The organism is Burkholderia sp. JP2-270, from assembly GCF_003233675.1.
Taxonomy (GTDB): Bacteria; Pseudomonadota; Gammaproteobacteria; order Burkholderiales; family Burkholderiaceae; genus Burkholderia; species Burkholderia pyrrocinia_C.
On sequence record NZ_CP029825.1, the window covers coordinates 2,011,909 to 2,029,800 of the forward strand.

At 66.1% G+C, this 17,892-nt stretch carries 17 protein-coding genes; 5 read left to right on the plus strand and 12 right to left on the minus strand.

Going from position 1 to position 17,892, the window contains the following annotated elements; genetic code table 11:
- Window positions 1–8 precede the first annotated feature (8 nt).
- Entirely contained in the window at window positions 9–896 is an 888-nt protein-coding gene (locus tag DM992_RS27085) for an NAD(P)H-binding protein (protein WP_111019392.1), read from the plus strand.
- Window positions 897–939: 43 nt separating this feature from the next.
- Here DM992_RS27085 and DM992_RS27090 read toward each other — a convergent pair whose 3' ends face one another.
- The gene (locus DM992_RS27090; protein WP_111019393.1) at window positions 940–2,142 is read right to left on the minus strand and encodes a benzoate/H(+) symporter BenE family transporter; all 1,203 of its coding nucleotides are present in this window, start codon (window positions 2,140–2,142) and stop codon (window positions 940–942) included.
- Between the two features lie 244 nt (window positions 2,143–2,386).
- A complete protein-coding gene (locus DM992_RS27095) occupies window positions 2,387–3,412 on the minus strand; it encodes a fatty acid desaturase (RefSeq protein WP_111019394.1) in 1,026 nt (341 codons plus the stop codon).
- A gap of 276 nt (window positions 3,413–3,688) precedes the next feature.
- Here DM992_RS27095 and DM992_RS27105 point away from each other — a divergent pair, with 276 nt between their 5' ends.
- Entirely contained in the window at window positions 3,689–4,513 is an 825-nt protein-coding gene (locus DM992_RS27105; RefSeq protein ID WP_111019395.1) for a PhnD/SsuA/transferrin family substrate-binding protein, read from the plus strand.
- 55 nt (window positions 4,514–4,568) lie between these two features.
- Here the strand turns inward: DM992_RS27105 and dbpA are convergent, their stop codons facing one another.
- From dbpA to DM992_RS27130, 5 genes are all read right to left on the minus strand, one after another.
- Window positions 4,569–5,966, minus strand: coding sequence for an ATP-dependent RNA helicase DbpA (dbpA, locus tag DM992_RS27110; protein WP_111019396.1), 1,398 nt, complete (start codon window positions 5,964–5,966; stop codon window positions 4,569–4,571).
- Window positions 5,963–6,160: a hypothetical protein gene (locus DM992_RS27115; protein WP_072438116.1), complete on the minus strand. Its 198-nt coding sequence runs from the start codon at window positions 6,158–6,160 to the stop codon at window positions 5,963–5,965. The genes dbpA and DM992_RS27115 overlap by 4 nt, the downstream gene beginning before the upstream one ends.
- A 253-nt stretch (window positions 6,161–6,413) precedes the next feature.
- Window positions 6,414–8,075 carry a malate dehydrogenase (quinone) gene (mqo, locus tag DM992_RS27120; protein WP_204356128.1) on the minus strand — a complete coding sequence of 554 codons (1,662 nt, stop codon included), beginning with the start codon at window positions 8,073–8,075 and terminating at the stop codon, window positions 6,414–6,416.
- 567 nt (window positions 8,076–8,642) lie between these two features.
- Complete coding sequence (locus tag DM992_RS27125) at window positions 8,643–8,942, minus strand: hypothetical protein (protein WP_111019398.1); 300 nt, start codon at window positions 8,940–8,942, stop codon at window positions 8,643–8,645.
- 65 nt (window positions 8,943–9,007) lie between these two features.
- Window positions 9,008–9,496 carry an Lrp/AsnC family transcriptional regulator gene (locus tag DM992_RS27130; protein WP_111020412.1) on the minus strand — a complete coding sequence of 163 codons (489 nt, stop codon included), beginning with the start codon at window positions 9,494–9,496 and terminating at the stop codon, window positions 9,008–9,010.
- 126 nt (window positions 9,497–9,622) lie between these two features.
- Here DM992_RS27130 and DM992_RS27135 point away from each other — a divergent pair, with 126 nt between their 5' ends.
- Window positions 9,623–10,660, plus strand: coding sequence for a histone deacetylase family protein (locus DM992_RS27135; protein WP_111019399.1), 1,038 nt, complete (start codon window positions 9,623–9,625; stop codon window positions 10,658–10,660).
- A 70-nt stretch (window positions 10,661–10,730) separates the two neighbouring features.
- On the plus strand, window positions 10,731–11,873 hold the full coding sequence (locus DM992_RS27140; protein ID WP_111019400.1) for a branched-chain amino acid ABC transporter substrate-binding protein: 1,143 nt from the start codon (window positions 10,731–10,733) through the stop codon (window positions 11,871–11,873).
- Window positions 11,874–11,933: 60 nt separating this feature from the next.
- On the opposite strand, the gene DM992_RS27145 is transcribed toward DM992_RS27140, so the two are convergent.
- The gene (locus DM992_RS27145) at window positions 11,934–12,803 is read right to left on the minus strand and encodes a mechanosensitive ion channel family protein (protein WP_111019401.1); all 870 of its coding nucleotides are present in this window, start codon (window positions 12,801–12,803) and stop codon (window positions 11,934–11,936) included.
- 402 nt (window positions 12,804–13,205) lie between these two features.
- Between DM992_RS27145 and DM992_RS27150 the strand changes: the two genes are divergently transcribed.
- Complete coding sequence (locus DM992_RS27150; protein WP_239511358.1) at window positions 13,206–14,501, plus strand: autotransporter outer membrane beta-barrel domain-containing protein; 1,296 nt, start codon at window positions 13,206–13,208, stop codon at window positions 14,499–14,501.
- Here the strand turns inward: DM992_RS27150 and DM992_RS27155 are convergent.
- The 4 genes from DM992_RS27155 to DM992_RS27170 form a co-directional block, all read right to left on the minus strand.
- Window positions 14,395–15,234 carry an AraC family transcriptional regulator gene (locus tag DM992_RS27155; RefSeq protein ID WP_111019402.1) on the minus strand — a complete coding sequence of 280 codons (840 nt, stop codon included), beginning with the start codon at window positions 15,232–15,234 and terminating at the stop codon, window positions 14,395–14,397. The genes DM992_RS27150 and DM992_RS27155 overlap by 107 nt on opposite strands.
- A gap of 149 nt (window positions 15,235–15,383) precedes the next feature.
- Complete coding sequence (locus tag DM992_RS27160; protein WP_111020413.1) at window positions 15,384–16,124, minus strand: fucose-binding lectin II; 741 nt, start codon at window positions 16,122–16,124, stop codon at window positions 15,384–15,386.
- Between the two features lie 198 nt (window positions 16,125–16,322).
- On the minus strand, window positions 16,323–17,156 hold the full coding sequence (locus DM992_RS27165; RefSeq protein WP_111019403.1) for a fucose-binding lectin II: 834 nt from the start codon (window positions 17,154–17,156) through the stop codon (window positions 16,323–16,325).
- A 120-nt stretch (window positions 17,157–17,276) separates the two neighbouring features.
- Entirely contained in the window at window positions 17,277–17,666 is a 390-nt protein-coding gene (locus DM992_RS27170; RefSeq protein WP_034181081.1) for a fucose-binding lectin II, read from the minus strand.
- Window positions 17,667–17,892 lie beyond the last annotated feature (226 nt).

A 17,892-nucleotide genomic window follows, 5' to 3' on the forward strand; every position in this document is an offset into this window, starting at 1 on the left:
AGCGGATCGTGTTCGTGATCTTCGGTGCATCAGGCAACGTCGGCTTGTCGACCGTAACAACCCTGCGCAACGCAGGCCATCCCGTGCGCGCGGTGCTGCGCGACGCACGCCATCGCGAACGTTTCGCGCAGCTCGGCTGCGACGTGGCGATCGCGCCGCTGACGGACGCGAACGCGGTCGCGTCGGCGATCGACGGCGCGCAGGCCGTACAGCTTCTGTGCCCGGTACCCGTCGCCGACCCCGATCCGGCCGCGACAATGACGCGGACGATCGACGTCGCGACCGCCGCGCTGGCCGCGAACCCGCCGCCGGCGCTGCTCGCGCTGTCGGACTACGGCGCGGAGCGAGACGGCAATACGGGCATCACGCGTCTGTTTCATTACTTCGAGGAACGGCTCAAGACGATCCCGACGCGGCTGACGCTGCTGCGGTCGGCCGAGCATCTGCAGAACTGGACGCGGGTCCTGCCGGTCGCGCTCGGCACCGGCGTGCTGCCGAGCTTTCATCATCCGGTGGCCAAGGTGTTTCCGACGGTCTGGGCGCCCGATGTGGGCGTCGTCGCGGCGCGGCTGCTGCTCGATGCGCCCGAAGGCGGCAACGGGCCGCGCATCGTCAGCGTCGAAGGGCCGCGGCGAGTGAGCGTGACGGCGATCGCGGATACGCTCGGCGCGGCGGCCGGCCGCGCGATCGTCGCGCACGAGCTGCCGCGCGACACCTGGAATGCGACGCTGCTGCGCGCGGGACTCGGCGAACGCCATGCACAACTGATCGTCGATCTGTACGACGTGCACAACGCCGGGCAGATCGACGTCGAGGCGGGCGTGTCGGAGCGGCTTTACGGCACGACGACGCTGGCGGATGCGCTTGCGCAACTGGTGCGCCAGCACGCGCTATGATCGAAGCGGCGTCGAGCGGCGCGCACGACTGGCGCAACGTGCATCACGCGGGCCGGCGCACCTTGTTCAGAACCGCATACGAAAGCGACCCGATCACGATCCCCCAGAACGCCGCGCCGAGCCCGAGCCACGTCATCCCCGATGCGGTTGCGAGGAACGTGATCACCGATGCTTCGCGATGGTTCTCGTCCTCGAAGATCCCGTGTACGTTCGCGCCGATCGCACCGATCAGCGCGAGCCCCGCGAGGATCGCGACGAACGCCTTCGGCAACGCAAAGAACACCGTGACGATCGTGCCCGCGAAGAGCCCGCCAATCAGGTAGAACGCGCCGTTCGCGAGCCCGGCGATGTACCGCCGGTCCGGATCCTCGTGCGCGTCCTTGCCCGTGCAGAGCGCGGCGGTGATCGCCGCGACGACGATCGTGATCCCGCCGAAACACGCGACGACGAGCGACACCACGCTGGTCGCGGTGATGATAGGGCGCGCGGGTGTGTGATATCCCGACACGCGCAGGATCGTCATCCCCGGCAGGAACTGGCCGGTGAGGCTGACGACGACGAGCGGCAGCGCGAGGCTGAGCGTCGTGCCGAGCGTCCATTCGGGCGCGATGAAGATCGGCCGCGCGATGCTCGGCGACACGTTGCCGAGATGCGTCATCCCGAGCAGCGTCGCGAGCGCGGCGCCCGTGAGCAGCACGAGCACGATGCTGTAGCGCGGCAGCAGGCGCTTGAAGATCACGTAGGCCGCGATCATCCCGAACGCGAGCGCCGGCTGCTCGGATGCCGCGGCGAACGCATGCGTGCCGAACGGCAGCAGGATGCCGGCCATCATCCCGCAGGCGATGCCGCGCGGAATATGGCGCACGAGCCGGTCGAAATAGCCGGTGACGCCGATCAGCAGGATGATCAGCGCGGCAGTGATGTACGCGCCGACGGCCTGGTTGAGCGTCAGTTGCGGAAACAGGCCGACGAGCAGCGCGGTGCCGGGCGCCGACCACGCGGTGACGATCGGCACCCTCAGCTTCCAGCTCGCGAACAGGCCCGATAGGCCCGCGCCGATCGAGATCGCCCAGACCCACGACGACACCATCGCATTGGACGCGTGAGCCGCCTGCGCGGCCTGGAAGAAGATCGCGAGCGGGCCCGCGTACGAAATCAGCACCGCGAGAAAGCCCGCGGTGATCGCGGAAACGGACCAGTCGTTGCCGATCGCGCGGATCGCGCCGGGCGGGGTGTTCGGTTGCATCGTCGTCGGAGAGCGAGGTGCCCGGCCACGGGCTGAGCCGGGGCAATCGGCTTGTGACGGGAACCCCGGATGACCCGCCATTCTGGGCATTGCCGACGCGATTGGCAATTCGCCGACGCGTCTCTGAGTTGTCGGCATTTCGTAAGGAATCCGCGCCGGGGCGAGCGGATCGGCATGCCGCGCGGCCTTGCGCGTGCAGCGTCGAATCGGTCGACTTCACGGCGAAGCGCGGCGCCGTCGAACGTCACGTGCTGATCTGCAGCACCTTGTCGACCACCGCCACCTTCACCCCGCCACCCGTCGACAGCGACGCGGTGCCCTGATCGAACGGATGCACGGGCGCATCGGTCGGCGTCCACGCATGGCGCGCCAGCAGCTCGCGATACCCGCCGCGGATCACGAAGCCGCCGCATTTCTCCGCATACGCGTACCGCCGCATCCGGTACGCGCGCGGCAGGTCGTACCACGGCAGCTTCGGCAGGTCGTGATGGACGAGGTGATAGTTGTTGTTCAGGTACAGCAGCCGCATCGCGAAGCCGGCTTCGTTGATCGCGATGCGCGCCTTCGGATGCCGCGCGGCGCGGTGCTCGTACAGCGAGCGGATCATGGCGAGCGACAGCGCGGGCCACGTGACCGCCAGCAGGTAGTACCACCACGGCACGCCGATCGCCCATTGCAGCCACGCGAGCAGCGCGACCACGCATGCAGCGTGCGTTGCCCACATCGGCAGGTAGCGGAAGTCGCCGCGCCGGAACGCGAGGAACGCATCGGCGAATGTCGCGGCGATGGCGAGCGGCGGCCCTGCGACGATCCGCCCGATGAAGGTCGTGCGTGCGACCGTCAGCGCGCGACGCCAGCGCGGCAGCCGCGCCCAGCGTTCGCGCGATACGTAGTTCGTTTCGGGATCGACGCCGGGCACGGTCAGGTCTTCGTCGCGATGATGGTCGAGGTGCGTGTCGCGATACAGCGCGTACGGATACCAGACCGTCAGTGGCGGATAACCGAGCAGCTTGTTCACGAACGCTGAACGCGTCGGATGGCCGTGCAGCAGCTCATGCTGCAGCGACAGGTGCCACGCGCCGAGCAGGATCAGCGGCGGTGTCGCGGCCGCGAGCGACAGGTGCTGCGCGCGCACCAGCAGCAGCACGGCGAGCCAGCCGCCGTAGATCGCGACGATCAGCAGCCAGGTCGGCCATTCGGTGCGGGCGGTGAAGCGGGCGTCGAGCGCGGCGATCGCGCGCGCGTGGTCGACGTCGAAGTATTCGGCCATGGTGCTGAAGCGGGATGGAACGGGCGGCGCGGAGCCGGCCCGGATGCTCGGGTGTCTCGCGGATCACGGTCGGCATGCCCGGCATGCGCGCGGCGGCGATGCGGGAGCAGGCATCGGGACGTTACCGGGATGGCGCGGCACGGCCAACCAATCGATTCGCATTTGCTTATCGTCGCGCGGCCGATAAGCTTTCAGGCGGCCGCGCGCGTTCGGTGCCCGTTTTCGTGCGATCGAATCGGGTTCCGCGGCGCCTGCGCCGTTGCGTAGAATGCGCGCATGAGCCAATGGATCGCAGAACTGCCGATGTACAACGTGACGCCGCGCCACGCCGTGCTGTGGCGCGCGCTGCTGCGCGACGCGCTCGATACGTTCGCGAATGCGGGCGGGCCGGCGGACGTCGTGCTGCCCGACGAACCGTTCGACGACCTGCACGCGCTGTGGCGACGCGACGATCTGCTGCTGTCGCAGACCTGCGGCTATCCGTACCGGATGCTCGGCTTGCGCGACACCGTGAGATTGATCGCGACACCGGTTTTCGACGCGGACGGCTGCCAGGGGGCGCGCTACCGCAGCGTGCTGGTCGTGTCGGCGCGCGTGCACGCGGGCGGCGCGACGACGCTCGCCGCCTGTCGCGGGCTGCGGGCTGCATTCAATGGCGGGGATTCGCACAGCGGAATGAACGCGTTTCGGCACGCGGTCGCGCCGCATGCGCACGACGGAAGATTCTTCGGGTCGGTTACGCCGTTCGGCTCGCACCTGAACGTGCTGCGTGCGCTGGCGTCAGGCGAAGCCGATTGCGCGGCGATCGACTGCGTGACGTTCGCGTATGTGCGCGACGCGCTGCCCGAATCGCTGAAGGAGATCCGGATCATCGGCACGACGGCATCCGCGCCGGGGTTGCCGTTTATCGCCTCGCGGGCGCTGGAGGAATCGCAGGTCGCCGCATTGCAGGATGCGCTCGATCGCGCGGTCGCGGTCGATGCGGAACGCTCGCGCATGCTGAGACTGAAGGGATTCGAACGGCTGTCGCCGGACGACTACGACACGATTGCCCGGTTTGCGCGGGAGGCCGCCGCGCACGGATATCCGGAACTGGCATGACACGCGGACGGTGCCAAACGGCGCGAAACGGTGCGACCGTCCGCGCCGCTTCCCGTTACTCCTCGTCCATCAATCGGACCTTGACCCGCTTGCCCTTGATCTTCCCCGCATTGAGCTTGCGCAGCGCATCGCGCGCGACGCCGCGCTCGATCGCGACATAGGTGGAGAACTCGGTCACGTTGATCTTGCCGATCTGCTTGCCGTCGAACCCTGCGTCGCCGGTCAGCGCGCCGAGCACGTCGCCCGGGCGGATCTTGTCCTTGCGTCCGCCGAGGATCTGCAGCGTTTCCATCGGCGGCAGCAGCGTGTCGTCGCCGGCCGGCTTCAGCTCGGCGAGCGGATGCCATTCGACGTCGCGCTTCTGCGCCTGTTCGATCGCGCCGACGCGGCCCATCTCGTCCATGCTCGCGAGGCTCAGCGCCCAGCCGTCCTGATCCGCGCGGCCGGTGCGGCCGATGCGGTGCACGTGCACTTCCGGGTCGGGCGTCACGTCGACGTTGATCACCGCTTCGAGCTGCGCGATGTCGAGCCCGCGCGCGGCGACGTCGGTTGCTACCAGCACCGAGCAGCTGCGGTTCGCGAACTGGATCAGCACCTGGTCGCGCTCGCGCTGGTCGAGCTCGCCGTGCAGCGCGAGCGCGTGGAAGCCCTGCGCATGCAGCACGTCGAGCAGGTCGCGGCATTGCTGCTTCGTATTGCAGAACGCGATCGTGCTCACGGGGCGATAGTGGTTCAGCAACTGGCCGACCGCGTGCAGCCGCTCGTTCTCGGTCACTTCATAGAAGCGCTGGCGGATCTTGCTGTTGTCGTGACGCTCCTCGAGCTTCACTTCCTTCGGATTGCGCAGGAACTGCTGGCTCAGCTTCACGATGCCGTCCGGATAGGTCGCGGAGAACAGCAGCGTCTGGCGCGTCGTCGGGCACATCCGCGCGACCTTCGCGATGTCGTCGAAGAAGCCCATGTCGAGCATCCGGTCGGCTTCGTCGAGCACCAGCGTGTTCAGCGCGTCGAGCTTCAGGTTGCCGCGATCGAGGTGATCCATGATGCGGCCCGGCGTGCCGACGACGATGTGCGCGCCGTGCTCGAGGCTCTGCGCCTGCGGGCGCATCGGCGTGCCGCCGCACAGCGTCAGCACCTTCACGTTTTCCTCGGCGCGCGCGAGGCGGCGCACTTCCTGCGCGACCTGGTCGGCGAGTTCGCGCGTCGGGCACAGGATCATCGCCTGCACGTCGAAGCGGCGCGCGTCGAGGCGCGACAGCAGCGCGAGCGAGAACGCGGCGGTCTTGCCGCTGCCCGTCTTCGCCTGCGCGATCAGGTCCTGGCCGGCCAGCGCGATCGGCAGGCTCGCGGCCTGGATCGGCGTCATGTCGACATAACCGAGCTGTGCGAGGTTGGCGAGCGTGGCGGGCGTCAGCGGCAGCGCGCTGAAGGGCGCTGCGGTCGGTTGGGTCATTCCAGGTCTCCGAGGTAAGGGCGGCCTTCCATCTGTTCGTAGACGATGGTGCCGTCGTCGGCTTCGAAGCGCTCGAGATAGTTGCGCGCGCCGCACAGCGGGCAGCGGAACAGCAGCCCCTGGCCTTCGTCCTTGATGACGACGTCGGACGTCTCCCACTGCGTGCCGCAGCTCTGGTTTCTGCAGGTAAACACGGTCTTTCTCCAGCTGAATTCGGTTGGTGGCACGCCCGGGCGGGCGCGGCGACGGTGTGCGGCGCTCGCGCGGCTCGGGCGCGGGCCGCATCGTGCGTCGATGCGGATGATGGATCGGGCGGCGACGCGGGGTCGCTCGTGCCGCAATTCTAGCGGAAGCTGGCGACCGGCTGGGCGACGCCGCCCGTGCGCGCCATGAAAAACGGCCGCCCCGGAGGGCGGCCGTGTCGTGCGGCGCGGCGGCGTTCGATGCTTACAGCGCCATGTCGGCCGACGCCTTCGCCGGGCGGGCCGGCGCGGCGCCGGTTGCCTGCGACGGCACGTTGACGTCGATCTTCGGCGGCGGCGAGAGCTGCAGCACGTCGCTCGTGTAGGTCCATTCCTCGACGACCTTCGCCGGGCTGTCGTTCAGCTTCGTGCCGTAGCTCGGCACGATCTGGCGGATCTTCTGCTGCCACTCGGGCGTCGCGACCTGGTCCTTGAACACCTTCTTCATCAGGTTCAGCATGATCGGCGCGGCCGTCGACGCGCCCGGCGACGCGCCGAGCAGGCCCGCGATGCTGCCGTCCTGCGAGCTGACGATTTCGGTGCCGAGCTTCAGCACGCCGCCCTTCACCGGGTCGCGCTTGATGATCTGCACGCGCTGGCCGGCCTGCCACAGGCGCCAGTCTTCCTTCTTCGCGTTCGGGAAGTATTCCTTCAGCGCGTTGTAGCGGTCGTCGTCGGACAGCATCAGCTGGCCGGCGAGGTACTGGACCAGCGGGAATTCGTCGACGCCCACGCGCATCATCGGCGCGACGTTGTGCGTGTTGGTGCTCGTGAGCAGGTCGAAATACGAACCGTTCTTCAGGAACTTGGTCGAGAACGTCGCGAACGGCCCGAACAGGATGATCTTCTTGCCGTCGATGATTCGCGTATCGAGGTGCGGCACCGACATCGGCGGCGAGCCGACCGACGCCTTGCCGTACGCCTTCGCGAGATGCTGCTTCACGACGTCGGGATTGTCGGTCACGAGGAACGAGCCGCCGACCGGGAACGCGCCGTAATCCTTCGCCTCGGGGATGCCCGACGCCTGCAGCAGGTGCAGCGCGCCGCCGCCCGCGCCGATGAACACGAACTTCGCGTCGACGGACTGCGGCGGCTCATCCGAATGCAGCTTGACCCACGACACGTGCCACGTGCCGTCGGCGTTGCGCGTGATCTCGCGCACTTCGCTCGATAGCGACAGCGTGAAGTTCGGCTGCGTCTTCAGGTAGCCGACGAACTGGCGCGTGATCTCGCCGAAGTTCACGTCGGTGCCGATCGGCGTCCACGTCGCGGCAACCTTCTGCTTGCGGTCGCGGCCTTCCATCATCAGCGGCACCCACTGCTTGATCTGGTCGTAGTCTTCCGAATACTGCATGCCGCGGAACAGCGGGCTCGCTTGCAGCGCTTCGTAGCGCTTCTTCAGGAAGCGGACGTTGTCGTCGCCCCACACGAAGCTCATGTGCGGCGTCGAGTTGATGAACGAACGCGGGTTCTTCAGCACGCCCTGCTTGACCTGCCACGCCCAGAACTGGCGCGAGATCTGGAACGACTCGTTGATCTCGACGGCCTTCGAGATGTCGACCCTGCCGTCCGCCTTTTCCGGCGTGTAGTTGAGTTCGGCGAGCGCCGAGTGGCCGGTGCCCGCGTTGTTCCAGCCGTTCGAACTTTCCAGCGCGACGCCGTCGAGGCGCTCGACCATCGTCATCGACCAGTCAGGCTGAAGCTCGTGCAGCCAGACGCCGAGCGTCGAGCTCATGATGCCGCCGCCCACCAGCAGGACGTCGACCTTCTTCGTATCGGCCGCGTGCGCGGACGACGCGGCGACGCATAGCGCGAGCGCCGACAGTATTACCCGTAACGTTTTGATCACAGCAGATCCCTTTTTCAACTTGGATGCATCGGTTTGCCATGCCGCCCGACGAGCGTTTCGATCGCGGCCGAGACGCGCATCCGGAGATCCGGATCGCGATTCCGGAATTCCGGATCGACGCTGCTCGCCGTTGCATTTGCGCACGCGAAACCGTTGAGGAGGACACCTTCGGATCGGCTTCTTGCGGGCGCGCAATCACCTGCTTCGCGGTGGCGCGCAACGCGCCCGGGCCCCTGCGGCAAGCCCGTGCGGATGACGCTTCAGGCTGCGTGGAAAGAGGCCGCGCGCGACGCATGCGGCGGGGGCGGGGTGGCAAGGGGCGCGTAATATAACCGAACTCGATTGCCGTGTCGCACGCGAAAAATGTCCTTGTTTTCGTGGGGTTTTTTGCGTGTCCGGGTTTCCGGAATCGTGGTGCGCCGCGCCGGAAAACCGGCGGGAATTCGATGGCGCGGCGCGCGCGATTGGCGCGCCGCGTGCCGATGCGACATGTCGGAATGTCAATGTGCCGATGCAATGCGCGAGTGATCGCGCAACGCTTCGCGTCGGCCCGTCATTGCGTCGCGGCATTGTGCCGCGATCCGCTCACTTCGCCGAATTGTTCCTGCAGAACTGCTCGTACGACAGCGCCGAATTCGCGAAGCCCTTTTGCTTCGCGAGTTCCCACGGGCGCTCGCATTGCTGCGTCTGTTCGCACCATGCGTAGCCGGCCGAGCCGATGCAGCCGTGCGCATCGCGATCGCCGCCGACCATCGGCGGCGCGGCCGGTGCGGACACATCGATCGGCGCCGACGCATTGGCAGGCGCGGTGGATTGCGCCGCACAGGCGCTCAATGCGAACGCAATCGCGGCGGCAAGCGAGGCGGACGGGATGAAACGCTTCATGGGGTAGTGCTCCATGGGATGGGTTTGGGGGAACGGAATGACGGCCTGCATGTTCATCGCGCCGTTCACGCGTCCGGTACCGGCACGCGCGACGAGAACTTCACCTCGCGCAACGCGAGGCTCGACTGGATCGACGACACGCCCGCCTGCTTCCTCAGCACGCGCTCGACGAATTCCGCATACGCGTCGAGATCGGCCGCGACGACCTGCAGGATGTAATCGGCCGCGCCGGTGATCTTGTGGCAAGACAGCACTTCGTCATGCCGTCGCATCACATCCTCGAAGTGATCCGAATCCTGGTCCGAGTGCATGTTGAACGTCACCTGCACGAACGCGAACACGTTCATCCCGAGCGCGCGCCGGTCGAGGTTCGCCTGGTAGCCGGTGATCACGCGCTCGTCCTCGAGCCGCTTGCGGCGGCGCCAGCACGGCGTAACGCTCAGCGACAGCTTTTCGCCGAGCGTCGCGTTCGACAGCGCGCCGTCTTCCTGCAGCAGGCGGAGCATCGCGCGGTCGACGCCGTCCAGTTCAACCGAAGCGCGATTTTTGCTCATATCCATGGTTCCGTAGACAGTTTTCTCAAAATTGTACGAAACGGGAATGTGAAAAGCAAAGTTATTGCCGGCCGGCGTCAATAGACTGTTGCCAACCCCTCACTGCCATCACTGCAACGGTCAACCATGCTCACGGTCTACAGCAGCGATCACCACCTGCATCGCGGCGTCGAACTGAAGGACGGCGCGATCACCGAGTCGTTCGAAAACCCCCTTCGCGCCGAAACGGTGCTCGCGCAGGTCCGCGCGGCCGGCCTCGGCGACGTGATCGCGCCGCGCGCATTCGACCGCGCCAGCTATGCCGGTGCGCACAGCGCGCGCTATGTCGATTTCCTCGCCGGCGCATGGGACGAATGGACCGCGACCGGCCGCACCTGCCAGGCGCTGCCGCTCGTGTGGCCGGTGCGCGCGATGCCGGCGGCCGCGACGCTGCCCGATTTCATCGACGGCAAGCTCGGCTTCTTTGCGATGGACGCCGGCGCGCCGATCAACGCGGGCACGTGGGATGCCGTGAGCGCGAGCGCGAATTCGGCGCTCACCGGCGCCGACCTGCTGTCGAACGGCGCCGCGCGCGCGGCTTTCGCGCTGTGCCGGCCGCCCGGCCACCACGCGGGCCGCGAGTACATGGGCGGCTACTGCTACCTGAACAATGCGGCGATCGCGGCGCAGCACGGCATCGCGAGCGGCGCCGCGCGCGTCGCGGTGCTCGACGTCGATTTCCATCACGGCAACGGCACGCAGGACATCTTCTACGAACGTGACGACGTGCTGTTCGCGTCGATCCATGGCGAGCCGTCGGTGTCGTACCCGTACTTCTCAGGCTATGCGGACGAGCGCGGCACGGGCGCGGGCGAAGGCTTCAACCTGAACCTGCCGCTGCCGAAGGGCACGCAGTGGGACACCTACGAAGCGGCGCTCGGCCATGCGGCGGCCGCGATCGTTGCGCATGCACCCGACCTGCTCGTGGTGTCGCTCGGCGTCGACACGTTCGAGCACGATCCGATCAGCCACTTTCGCCTTCGCTCGCCCGACTACCTGCGTATCGGCGAGGCGCTCGCGCGCCTGAACCTGCCGACGCTGTTCGTGATGGAAGGCGGCTACATGGTCGACGAGATCGGCATCAACGCGGTGAACGTGCTGCTGGGTTTCGAAGGGCGCGCGTGAGCGCGCGGCATTGCCTTCAACGAACGACGTATCCGAACACGAACGAAGTGCGACAACGAAGGAGACAAGCATGAATCGACATCACAAGACGGCACTCGCCACCGCGGCCGCGCTGACGTGCGCGCTGCCCGCGTTTTCCGCGCACGCGGACGAAGTCGTGCGCATCGGCCACGTCGCGCCGCTGACCGGCGCGATCGCGCATCTCGGCAAGGACAGCGAGAACGGCGCGCGGCTCGCGGTCGAGGAAATCAACGCGAAGGGGCTCGCGATCGGCGGCAGGAAGGTCACGCTGCAGCTCGATGCGCAGGACGACGCGGGCGATCCGCGCACCGCGACGCAGGTTGCGCAGCGGCTCGTCGACGACAAGGTCGTCGGCGTCGTCGGCCATCACAACTCGGGCACGTCGATTCCGGCGTCGCGCGTATATCGCGACGGCGGCGTCGTGCAGATCTCGCAGGCCGCGACCAACCCGACTTACACGCAGCAGGGCTTCAAGACGACCTATCGCGTCGTCGCGACCGATGCGCAGCAGGGGCCGGCGCTCGCATCGTATGCGGCGAAGAACATGGGCATCAGGACGGTGGCCGTGGTCGACGATTCGACCGCGTACGGGCAGGGCCTCGCGACCGAGTTCGAGAAGGCGGCGAAAGCGGCCGGCATGAAGATCGTGTCGCGCGACGCGACCAACGACAAGGCGATCGATTTCCGCGCGATCCTCACGAAGATCAAGGGCGAGAACCCGGACGCGATCATGTACGGCGGGATGGACGCGACGGGCGGGCCGCTCGCGAAGCAGGCGCGGCAACTCGGGCTGCGCGCGAAGATCCTCGCCGGCGACGGCGTGTGCTCGACCGACCTGCCGAAGCTCGCGGGCCCGGCGTCCGACAACGTCGTGTGTTCCGAGGCCGGCATCGCGCTCGAGAAGATGCCGGGCGGCGCGGCGTTCGCGAAGCGCTACGAAGCGCGTTACCACCAGCCGATGCAGGTATATGCGCCGTTCTCGTACGACGCGGTCTACATCATCGTCGACGCAATGAAGCGCGCGAACTCGACCGACCCGGCGAAGGTGCTGGCCGCGATGCCGGCCACCGACTATCGCGGCGTGATCGGCGAAACCAGCTTCACGCCGCAGGGCGACCTGAAGCACGGCGCGATCTCGGTGTTCACGTACAAGAGCGGCAGGAAGGCGCTGCTCGATATCGTGAAGATGTAACGACGAAGCCGGGGCGCGCCGCGCGTCACGCGCGGTTGCGCGCTCCGATGTCGTTGCGCGTTACGACGCCCGTACGCGCACGCTGTCCGCGCGACGTTCCGCGTCGTGCACGATGTGCAGCTCGCGCGTGCGGATCGGCAGCGCGCAATCCGCATCGGCGAGCGCCTTGCGCACCTGGCGGGCGAGACGCCAGCGCATCGCCCAGAAGTTGTCGGTATGCGTCCACGCGCGCATGTTCGCGACGGCCGTGCTGTCGTCGAAGCGCATCACCATCACGTCCGGCGCGGGATCCTGCAGCACGTCGGGATCGGCTTCGGCCAGCGCGCGCAGCGCGTCGAGCGCGCGATCGATATCGTCGTGCACGGACACTTCGACTTCGAGATCGAGGCGGCGCGTCGGATTGCGCGTGTAGTTGCGGATCGAGCTGCCCCACAGCGCGCTGTTCGGCACGAATTCGCAGATGCCGTCCGGCTTGGTCAGCCGCGTCATGAACAGCCCGACCTCGTCGACGGTGCCCGCGACGCCCGTGCCGCCGTCGATATAGTCGCCGACCTTGAACGGCCGCAGCAGCAGAAGCATGATGCCGGCTGCGATGTTCTGCATCGTGCCCTGCAGCGCGAGCCCGATCGCGAGGCCGGCCGCGCCGAGCACCGCGACGATGCTCGCGGTTTCGATGCCGAGCTGCGACAGCGCGCCGACGATCGCGACGATGCGGACGCCCCACACGGCGACGTCGCAGAGAATCGGCCGCAGCGTGTCGTCGACGCGCTCCTTGTTCGAGAGCAGCCGGTTCAGCCAGTTGCCGACGCGTTTCGACAGCCACCAGCCCGCGACGAGCAGCGCAAGGCCCGCGCACAGCTTGATGGAAAGGGTGGACAGCGCGTCCCACAGGAACGTCCAGCGTTCCGGATGAAGATGATCGAGAAACATGACGGGATTCCGGTTTGAACACACATGGCGCGACGCGGAGCGCTTCCGTCCCAGTCGGAAAGGCTTGCGCTCGCGCGGGCAGCCCTCGACTGTACACGCCACACGATGTTTCGCGCGAATGCATGAGGTCGAATTGCCCTGTCGTCGGACGGTGAAATTGCGATCTCGTTCTAGTACTAATCGACTGTTCGATAAAATAGGATTCGTCCTATTCAGCGGTTTCAAGCACGCCGATACACTCGGTTTCAAGTTGCCGGATCGCGACGATCGTTCCTCCGCGATACCCGGTCCTTTCCCGATTTTTCATTGAAAGCGAGTGACGACGTCATGCGGTTGAACCTGCGTTTCCGTCTCGCACGCGAACAAGGTCAACCCGCCCGACGCGGCGTTCGCTGTTTCCCGATGCGCCGCACGCTGCTGCGCGGTGTCGTCGCGGCGGCCTGTGAGGCCGAGCCGGGACAACCGGCGCCGCCACCCGTGACGCCGGTCACGCCGGCCGAAGGCACGCCCGCATCGATCGTCGAAGCCGTCGCTGATGCCGGCACCGGCGGCAGCCCGGAGCCGATCTTCCGCCCCGAAGTGCCGCTGTATGCAGAGGCACCGGCGGTCGCTCGGCAACTCGGCTTGCTGCAGATCGACGCGTTCCGTGACAGGCAGGGCGAACAGGGGCTGCTGAGCGAGAGCGGCCCGATGCCCGCGTCGTGGGCGCGCGTGTGGGGCGGCAACAGCAACATCACGCAGAAGGGCGATGCGACGCCGTCGTTCGACGGCACGGTGTGGGGGATGCAGGTCGGCCAGGATCTGTATGCGGACAACAGCCCGAGCGGTCATCGCAATCACTACGGCTTCTTCGTCGGTTTCGCGCGCGCGGTCGGCGACGTGAACGGCTTCGCGCTCGCGCAGCCCGATCTGGGCGTCGGCACGCTGCTGGTCAATTCGTACAACCTCGGCGGCTACTGGACGCATATCGGCCCGGGCGGCTGGTACACGGACGCCGTCGTGATGGGCAGTGCGCTGACGGTGCGCACGCACTCGAACGACAACGTGAACGGCTCGACGGACGGCAACGCGTTCACGGGTTCGATGGAGGCCGGCTTTCCGGCCGCGCTCGGCTACGGGCTGACGCTGGAGCCGCAGGCGCAACTCGTATGGCAGTACCTGTCGCTCGGCAAGTTCAACGACGGGGTGTCGGACGTGACGTGGAGCAACGGCAATACGTTCCTCGGCCGGATCGGTGCGCGGCTGCAATGGGCGTTCGATGCGAACGGCGTGAACTGGAAGCCTTACCTGCGCGTGAACGTGCTGCGCTCGTTCGGTGCCGACGACAAGACCACGTTCGGCGGCTCGACGACGATCGGCACGCAGGTCGGGCAGACGGCCGGGCAGATCGGCGCGGGGCTGGTCGCGCAGCTGACGAAGCGCGGCAGCGTGTACGCGACGGTCAGCTACCTGACGAACCTCGGCGGCGAGCACAGTGCACGATTACCGGGAATGCGGGCGTGCGCTGGGCGTGGTGATGTCGTTGGTGATGACGCGTTGATCGATCGGCCGCGACGAGCATCGTCGCGGCCGATCAGTGCAGACAGCCAACTCACGCGGATTTTTCTACAGGCAACCAGATTTCGAGCACGCCGGTGCCCGTCACCGGATCGTAGTCCGCGCTGTAGCGCTCGAACTCGGGCGCGTCCGCCGCTTTGAACCCCGACGTCGGCAGCCAGCCGTTCCAGATGCTGTAGAAGGTTTGATGCAGCGTGGAGATGTGCCCGACGTGTTCGAAGACCGCATAACGTTGCGGTTCGAGTTCGACGCAACGAAATGGAGCGGGCAACCGGTCGCGACTCTTGACCTCCACGCCCGCGATGTATTCGAAGCTGCCATCCGCATCCGGGTTGCAGCACACGCCATACGTTACGCCGCCGACCTGGCCGGGGATGTTGCCGATATACGGGATGAAGGCTTGCCAGAGCGCCGGAATCCCTTCATTGGTTTCAAAGGTATACCGGCTGCTCATGCCCGCGATCAACTGCCTTTCAGGGGCTTCGAAGCGCGATGGCGTAACGGCGATGATTTTCAGCTCTTTCATGCGAAGCGGCTCCACAAGAGACAACCCGTCGAGAGTGCGCCGTGCCCGCACTTCCTCCGGCGTGGCGCCGAAGAGATCGCGGAAGGCGCGCGTAAACGCCTCATGGGAGCCATATCCGGCATCGAGTGCCACGCGAAGGATGTCCGGCGCGCCTTGCGCCAATGCCCGCGCCGCACGCGTCAGCCGCCTCGACCGGACATAGCGCATCACCGGCCAGCCGGTATTCATCGAGAAGAGGCGCGAAAAACCGAAGCGCGTCATGTCGCAATCGGCGGAAATCCTGTCGAGTGTCAGTTCCCTGTCCAGTTCGGTTTCGATAAACCAGAGTGCTTTTCCAACCGGGTTCATGGTGTGCCAATGAAGGTGTCGGGCGGACTATATGGTATCGGTGGCGGGAGCATTTGATCGTTCTTGCGACACGCGGCTTGGCCCGGCGGGCGCGCCAAAGCAAATCGCCACGCCGGGCGGCGTGGCGATGGTCGGCAGGATTCTGCTGCTTAACCGAGCGGCCAGTTCAGGATCGCAATCCCGTCGTTGTAGTCGCCGTCCGTCCCGTCCTCCGATCCGACCAGCCCGAAGTACGTCTTCTTGAAGATGTCGACCTGCCGCGAGCCGATCTTCGACGGCTTGCCGTTCGCCGTCACGACCACGCGCACCTTCCCCTTGCCCGAATTCAGCACTTGCGTGTTCAGGTTCGCGTCCTGCGTGCCGGCGCCCTGGAACGTCGCGGCCGGTTTCGGGTTGTCGTCGACGAATACCTCGATTGTCTGCTGTGCGGCAGAGTTGACGAGTGCCGTCACGCCGAACGCGATGTTCGGCGGCAGGTTGAAGATGCCGTCGCGTTCGCCGCCGGCATTCGTTGCGGGGTCGGGCTGCGCGGGTTGCGGTTGCGCAGTCGCTTTCGCGAAGTACGTGACCACGGCGCCGATGCCGAACTTCGCTGCGGCGCCGGGCAGCACGCCTGGCGCACCGGCCCACGTCACCGTGCAGGCGTCGATTTTCCCGGTCGTGTCGGTCTTGACCTTGTTCATCCAGCTGGAGATGTCGAAGCTGTACGGCACGGTGGAGAGGTGGACGAACACATCGAATTGCGGCAGCTTCTCGACGAGCTGCGCAGTCATGAACTGACGCATCCGGTCGAGCACCGCCTGATCGCCGCCGGATTGCGCGGCAGTCGCGTCGTTGCCGGCGAGTTGCAGGAGCGCGTACAGATCGTCATGGGTAAACGGTTGTGGCATGTCGTCCTCGTCGTAATGGAAGGTCTCGCGTCGCGCGGCCGACGAATCGATTTCGCCGTGTCGCGCGCGGAGCAAAGCATGGGCAGTGTGACTGCCCGAATGATTCGCAATGCGTGGTTGGCCCTGTCGCCATTGCGATACCGAAAGCGGCGCGCAATCCATGCCGCGCCGTGTGTCCCTGTTATTGACGTCCGTCGGTCAGTCCAGCGGCCAGTTCAGGAACACGATGCCGTCGTTGTAGTCGTCGTCCGCACCGTCTTCCGACCCGACGATCCCGAAGAACGACTTCTTGAAGATGTCGACCTGTCGCGAGCCGAGCCGCGACGGCTTGCCGTTCACGGTCACGATCACGCGCACGCGGCCCTTGCCGGAGTCGAGCACCTTCGTGCCGAGGTTCTGGTCCTGCACGCCCGCGCCCTTGAACGTGGCGGCCGGTTTCGGGTTGTCGTCGATGTAGATGTCGATCGTCTGGTCGTTCGACGCGTTGGTGAGCGCGGTGACGCCGAACTTGATGTTGGCCGGGAGATTGAACGTGCCGTCGCGTTCGCCGCCGCCGCCGATGTTGCCGGCGCCGCTGGTTCCGCTGCCGGTTTCGGCACCCTGATTTCCGCCGGATTGCGACGACGATTGCGCGACGGCGTTACCGATCGCGGAAATGCTCGCGTACGAGTCGATATGCATCGCGCTGCCGCGCACGCTTTTCCACTGGCCTTTCACGAACGTCACGCCGCTGCCGACGTCGATCGTCGCGACGAGCGTGAACGGCATGCGTCCGGTGCTTTCCGGCACCTTGGACGAATAGGTGAAGCAGCCGTCCGCGACGACGCCCTTGTCGGTCGTGATCGCGAAATAGATGCCGGGGAAGTTGTTGCCGGTCGCATACGGCGTCGGCACGTTGAGCGTGACGAGCAGCTTGCCGTCGCGAATGTTTGCCTGCTCTTTCGCAAGGTCGAGATGCAGGCCCGGAATGTCGACGTAAGTCTCGGACGTGACGACGGGCGCGCTGTTGATCGATGCCGAAATGATGGGCATGGCTGTCTCCTGGAGGCGAAACGGGTTTGAACTGAGTGGTTTCGCGTTTTCTATGCGGAACCGCCGGGCTGCCTTGCAGGCGGCAGCCCGGCGGTCATCGGTCAATCGGCGGGCGGCAGATCAGCCGATCGGCCACTGCAGCACGACGATGCCGTCGTTGTAGTCGCTGTCGTGGCCGTCTTCCGACACGACGATCCCGAAGTTGACCGTGAACGGCGAGCCGTCCGACTTCTTGCCGTTGATCGGCGCGAGGCGCGCGTCGGTAGCCGACGGCTTGCCGTTTACCGACACCTCGAAGCGGATCTTGCCGTTGCCGGAATTCAGCGTGGTTTCGCGCGGGCCGTCGCGCGTGGTCAGCTTGTGATAAGCGGCGGGTTCCTTGCTGTCGCCGATAAACAGCTTGATGTGCTGTTGTTCGGCGGCATTCGCAAAGAAAATCGCGCGGAAATCGGTATTCGGCGGAATCGAAAATTCGCCGGCGCGATTGGATGACGTTTGAGAATCGGCCATGCTTTCCTCCTGAAGAACAGTGGTAAGGCGTCTCCCCGCGTCTAGCAAACGTTTGCCGTTTGAAACGCGGTTCGACAAGCATGTCGAAAAATAAATAAAAAAATATTCAGATGAGAATGGTAATTGTTCAGTAAATCGAAAATCAAGGTGAATCGATTTAATGAAATAGGTTTAATCGGGGATGCTTTTTATATTCCGGAAACTATGCCGGCGTGCGTGTCGTTTT

Coding starts and splice junctions, on each gene's coding strand:
- DM992_RS27090 (WP_111019393.1), bottom strand. CDS start 2,142: ATGCAACCGAACACCCCGCCCGGCGCGATCCGCGCGATCGGCAACGAC.
- DM992_RS27150 (WP_239511358.1), top strand. CDS start 13,206: ATGCGCCGCACGCTGCTGCGCGGTGTCGTCGCGGCGGCCTGTGAGGCC.
- DM992_RS27165 (WP_111019403.1), bottom strand. CDS start 17,156: ATGCCCATCATTTCGGCATCGATCAACAGCGCGCCCGTCGTCACGTCC.
- DM992_RS27155 (WP_111019402.1), bottom strand. CDS start 15,234: ATGAACCCGGTTGGAAAAGCACTCTGGTTTATCGAAACCGAACTGGAC.
- DM992_RS27125 (WP_111019398.1), bottom strand. CDS start 8,942: ATGAAGCGTTTCATCCCGTCCGCCTCGCTTGCCGCCGCGATTGCGTTC.
- DM992_RS27105 (WP_111019395.1), top strand. CDS start 3,689: ATGAGCCAATGGATCGCAGAACTGCCGATGTACAACGTGACGCCGCGC.
- DM992_RS27135 (WP_111019399.1), top strand. CDS start 9,623: ATGCTCACGGTCTACAGCAGCGATCACCACCTGCATCGCGGCGTCGAA.
- DM992_RS27130 (WP_111020412.1), bottom strand. CDS start 9,496: ATGAGCAAAAATCGCGCTTCGGTTGAACTGGACGGCGTCGACCGCGCG.
- DM992_RS27140 (WP_111019400.1), top strand. CDS start 10,731: ATGAATCGACATCACAAGACGGCACTCGCCACCGCGGCCGCGCTGACG.
- DM992_RS27145 (WP_111019401.1), bottom strand. CDS start 12,803: ATGTTTCTCGATCATCTTCATCCGGAACGCTGGACGTTCCTGTGGGAC.
- dbpA (WP_111019396.1), bottom strand. CDS start 5,966: ATGACCCAACCGACCGCAGCGCCCTTCAGCGCGCTGCCGCTGACGCCC.
- DM992_RS27160 (WP_111020413.1), bottom strand. CDS start 16,124: ATGCCACAACCGTTTACCCATGACGATCTGTACGCGCTCCTGCAACTC.
- DM992_RS27170 (WP_034181081.1), bottom strand. CDS start 17,666: ATGGCCGATTCTCAAACGTCATCCAATCGCGCCGGCGAATTTTCGATT.
- DM992_RS27095 (WP_111019394.1), bottom strand. CDS start 3,412: ATGGCCGAATACTTCGACGTCGACCACGCGCGCGCGATCGCCGCGCTC.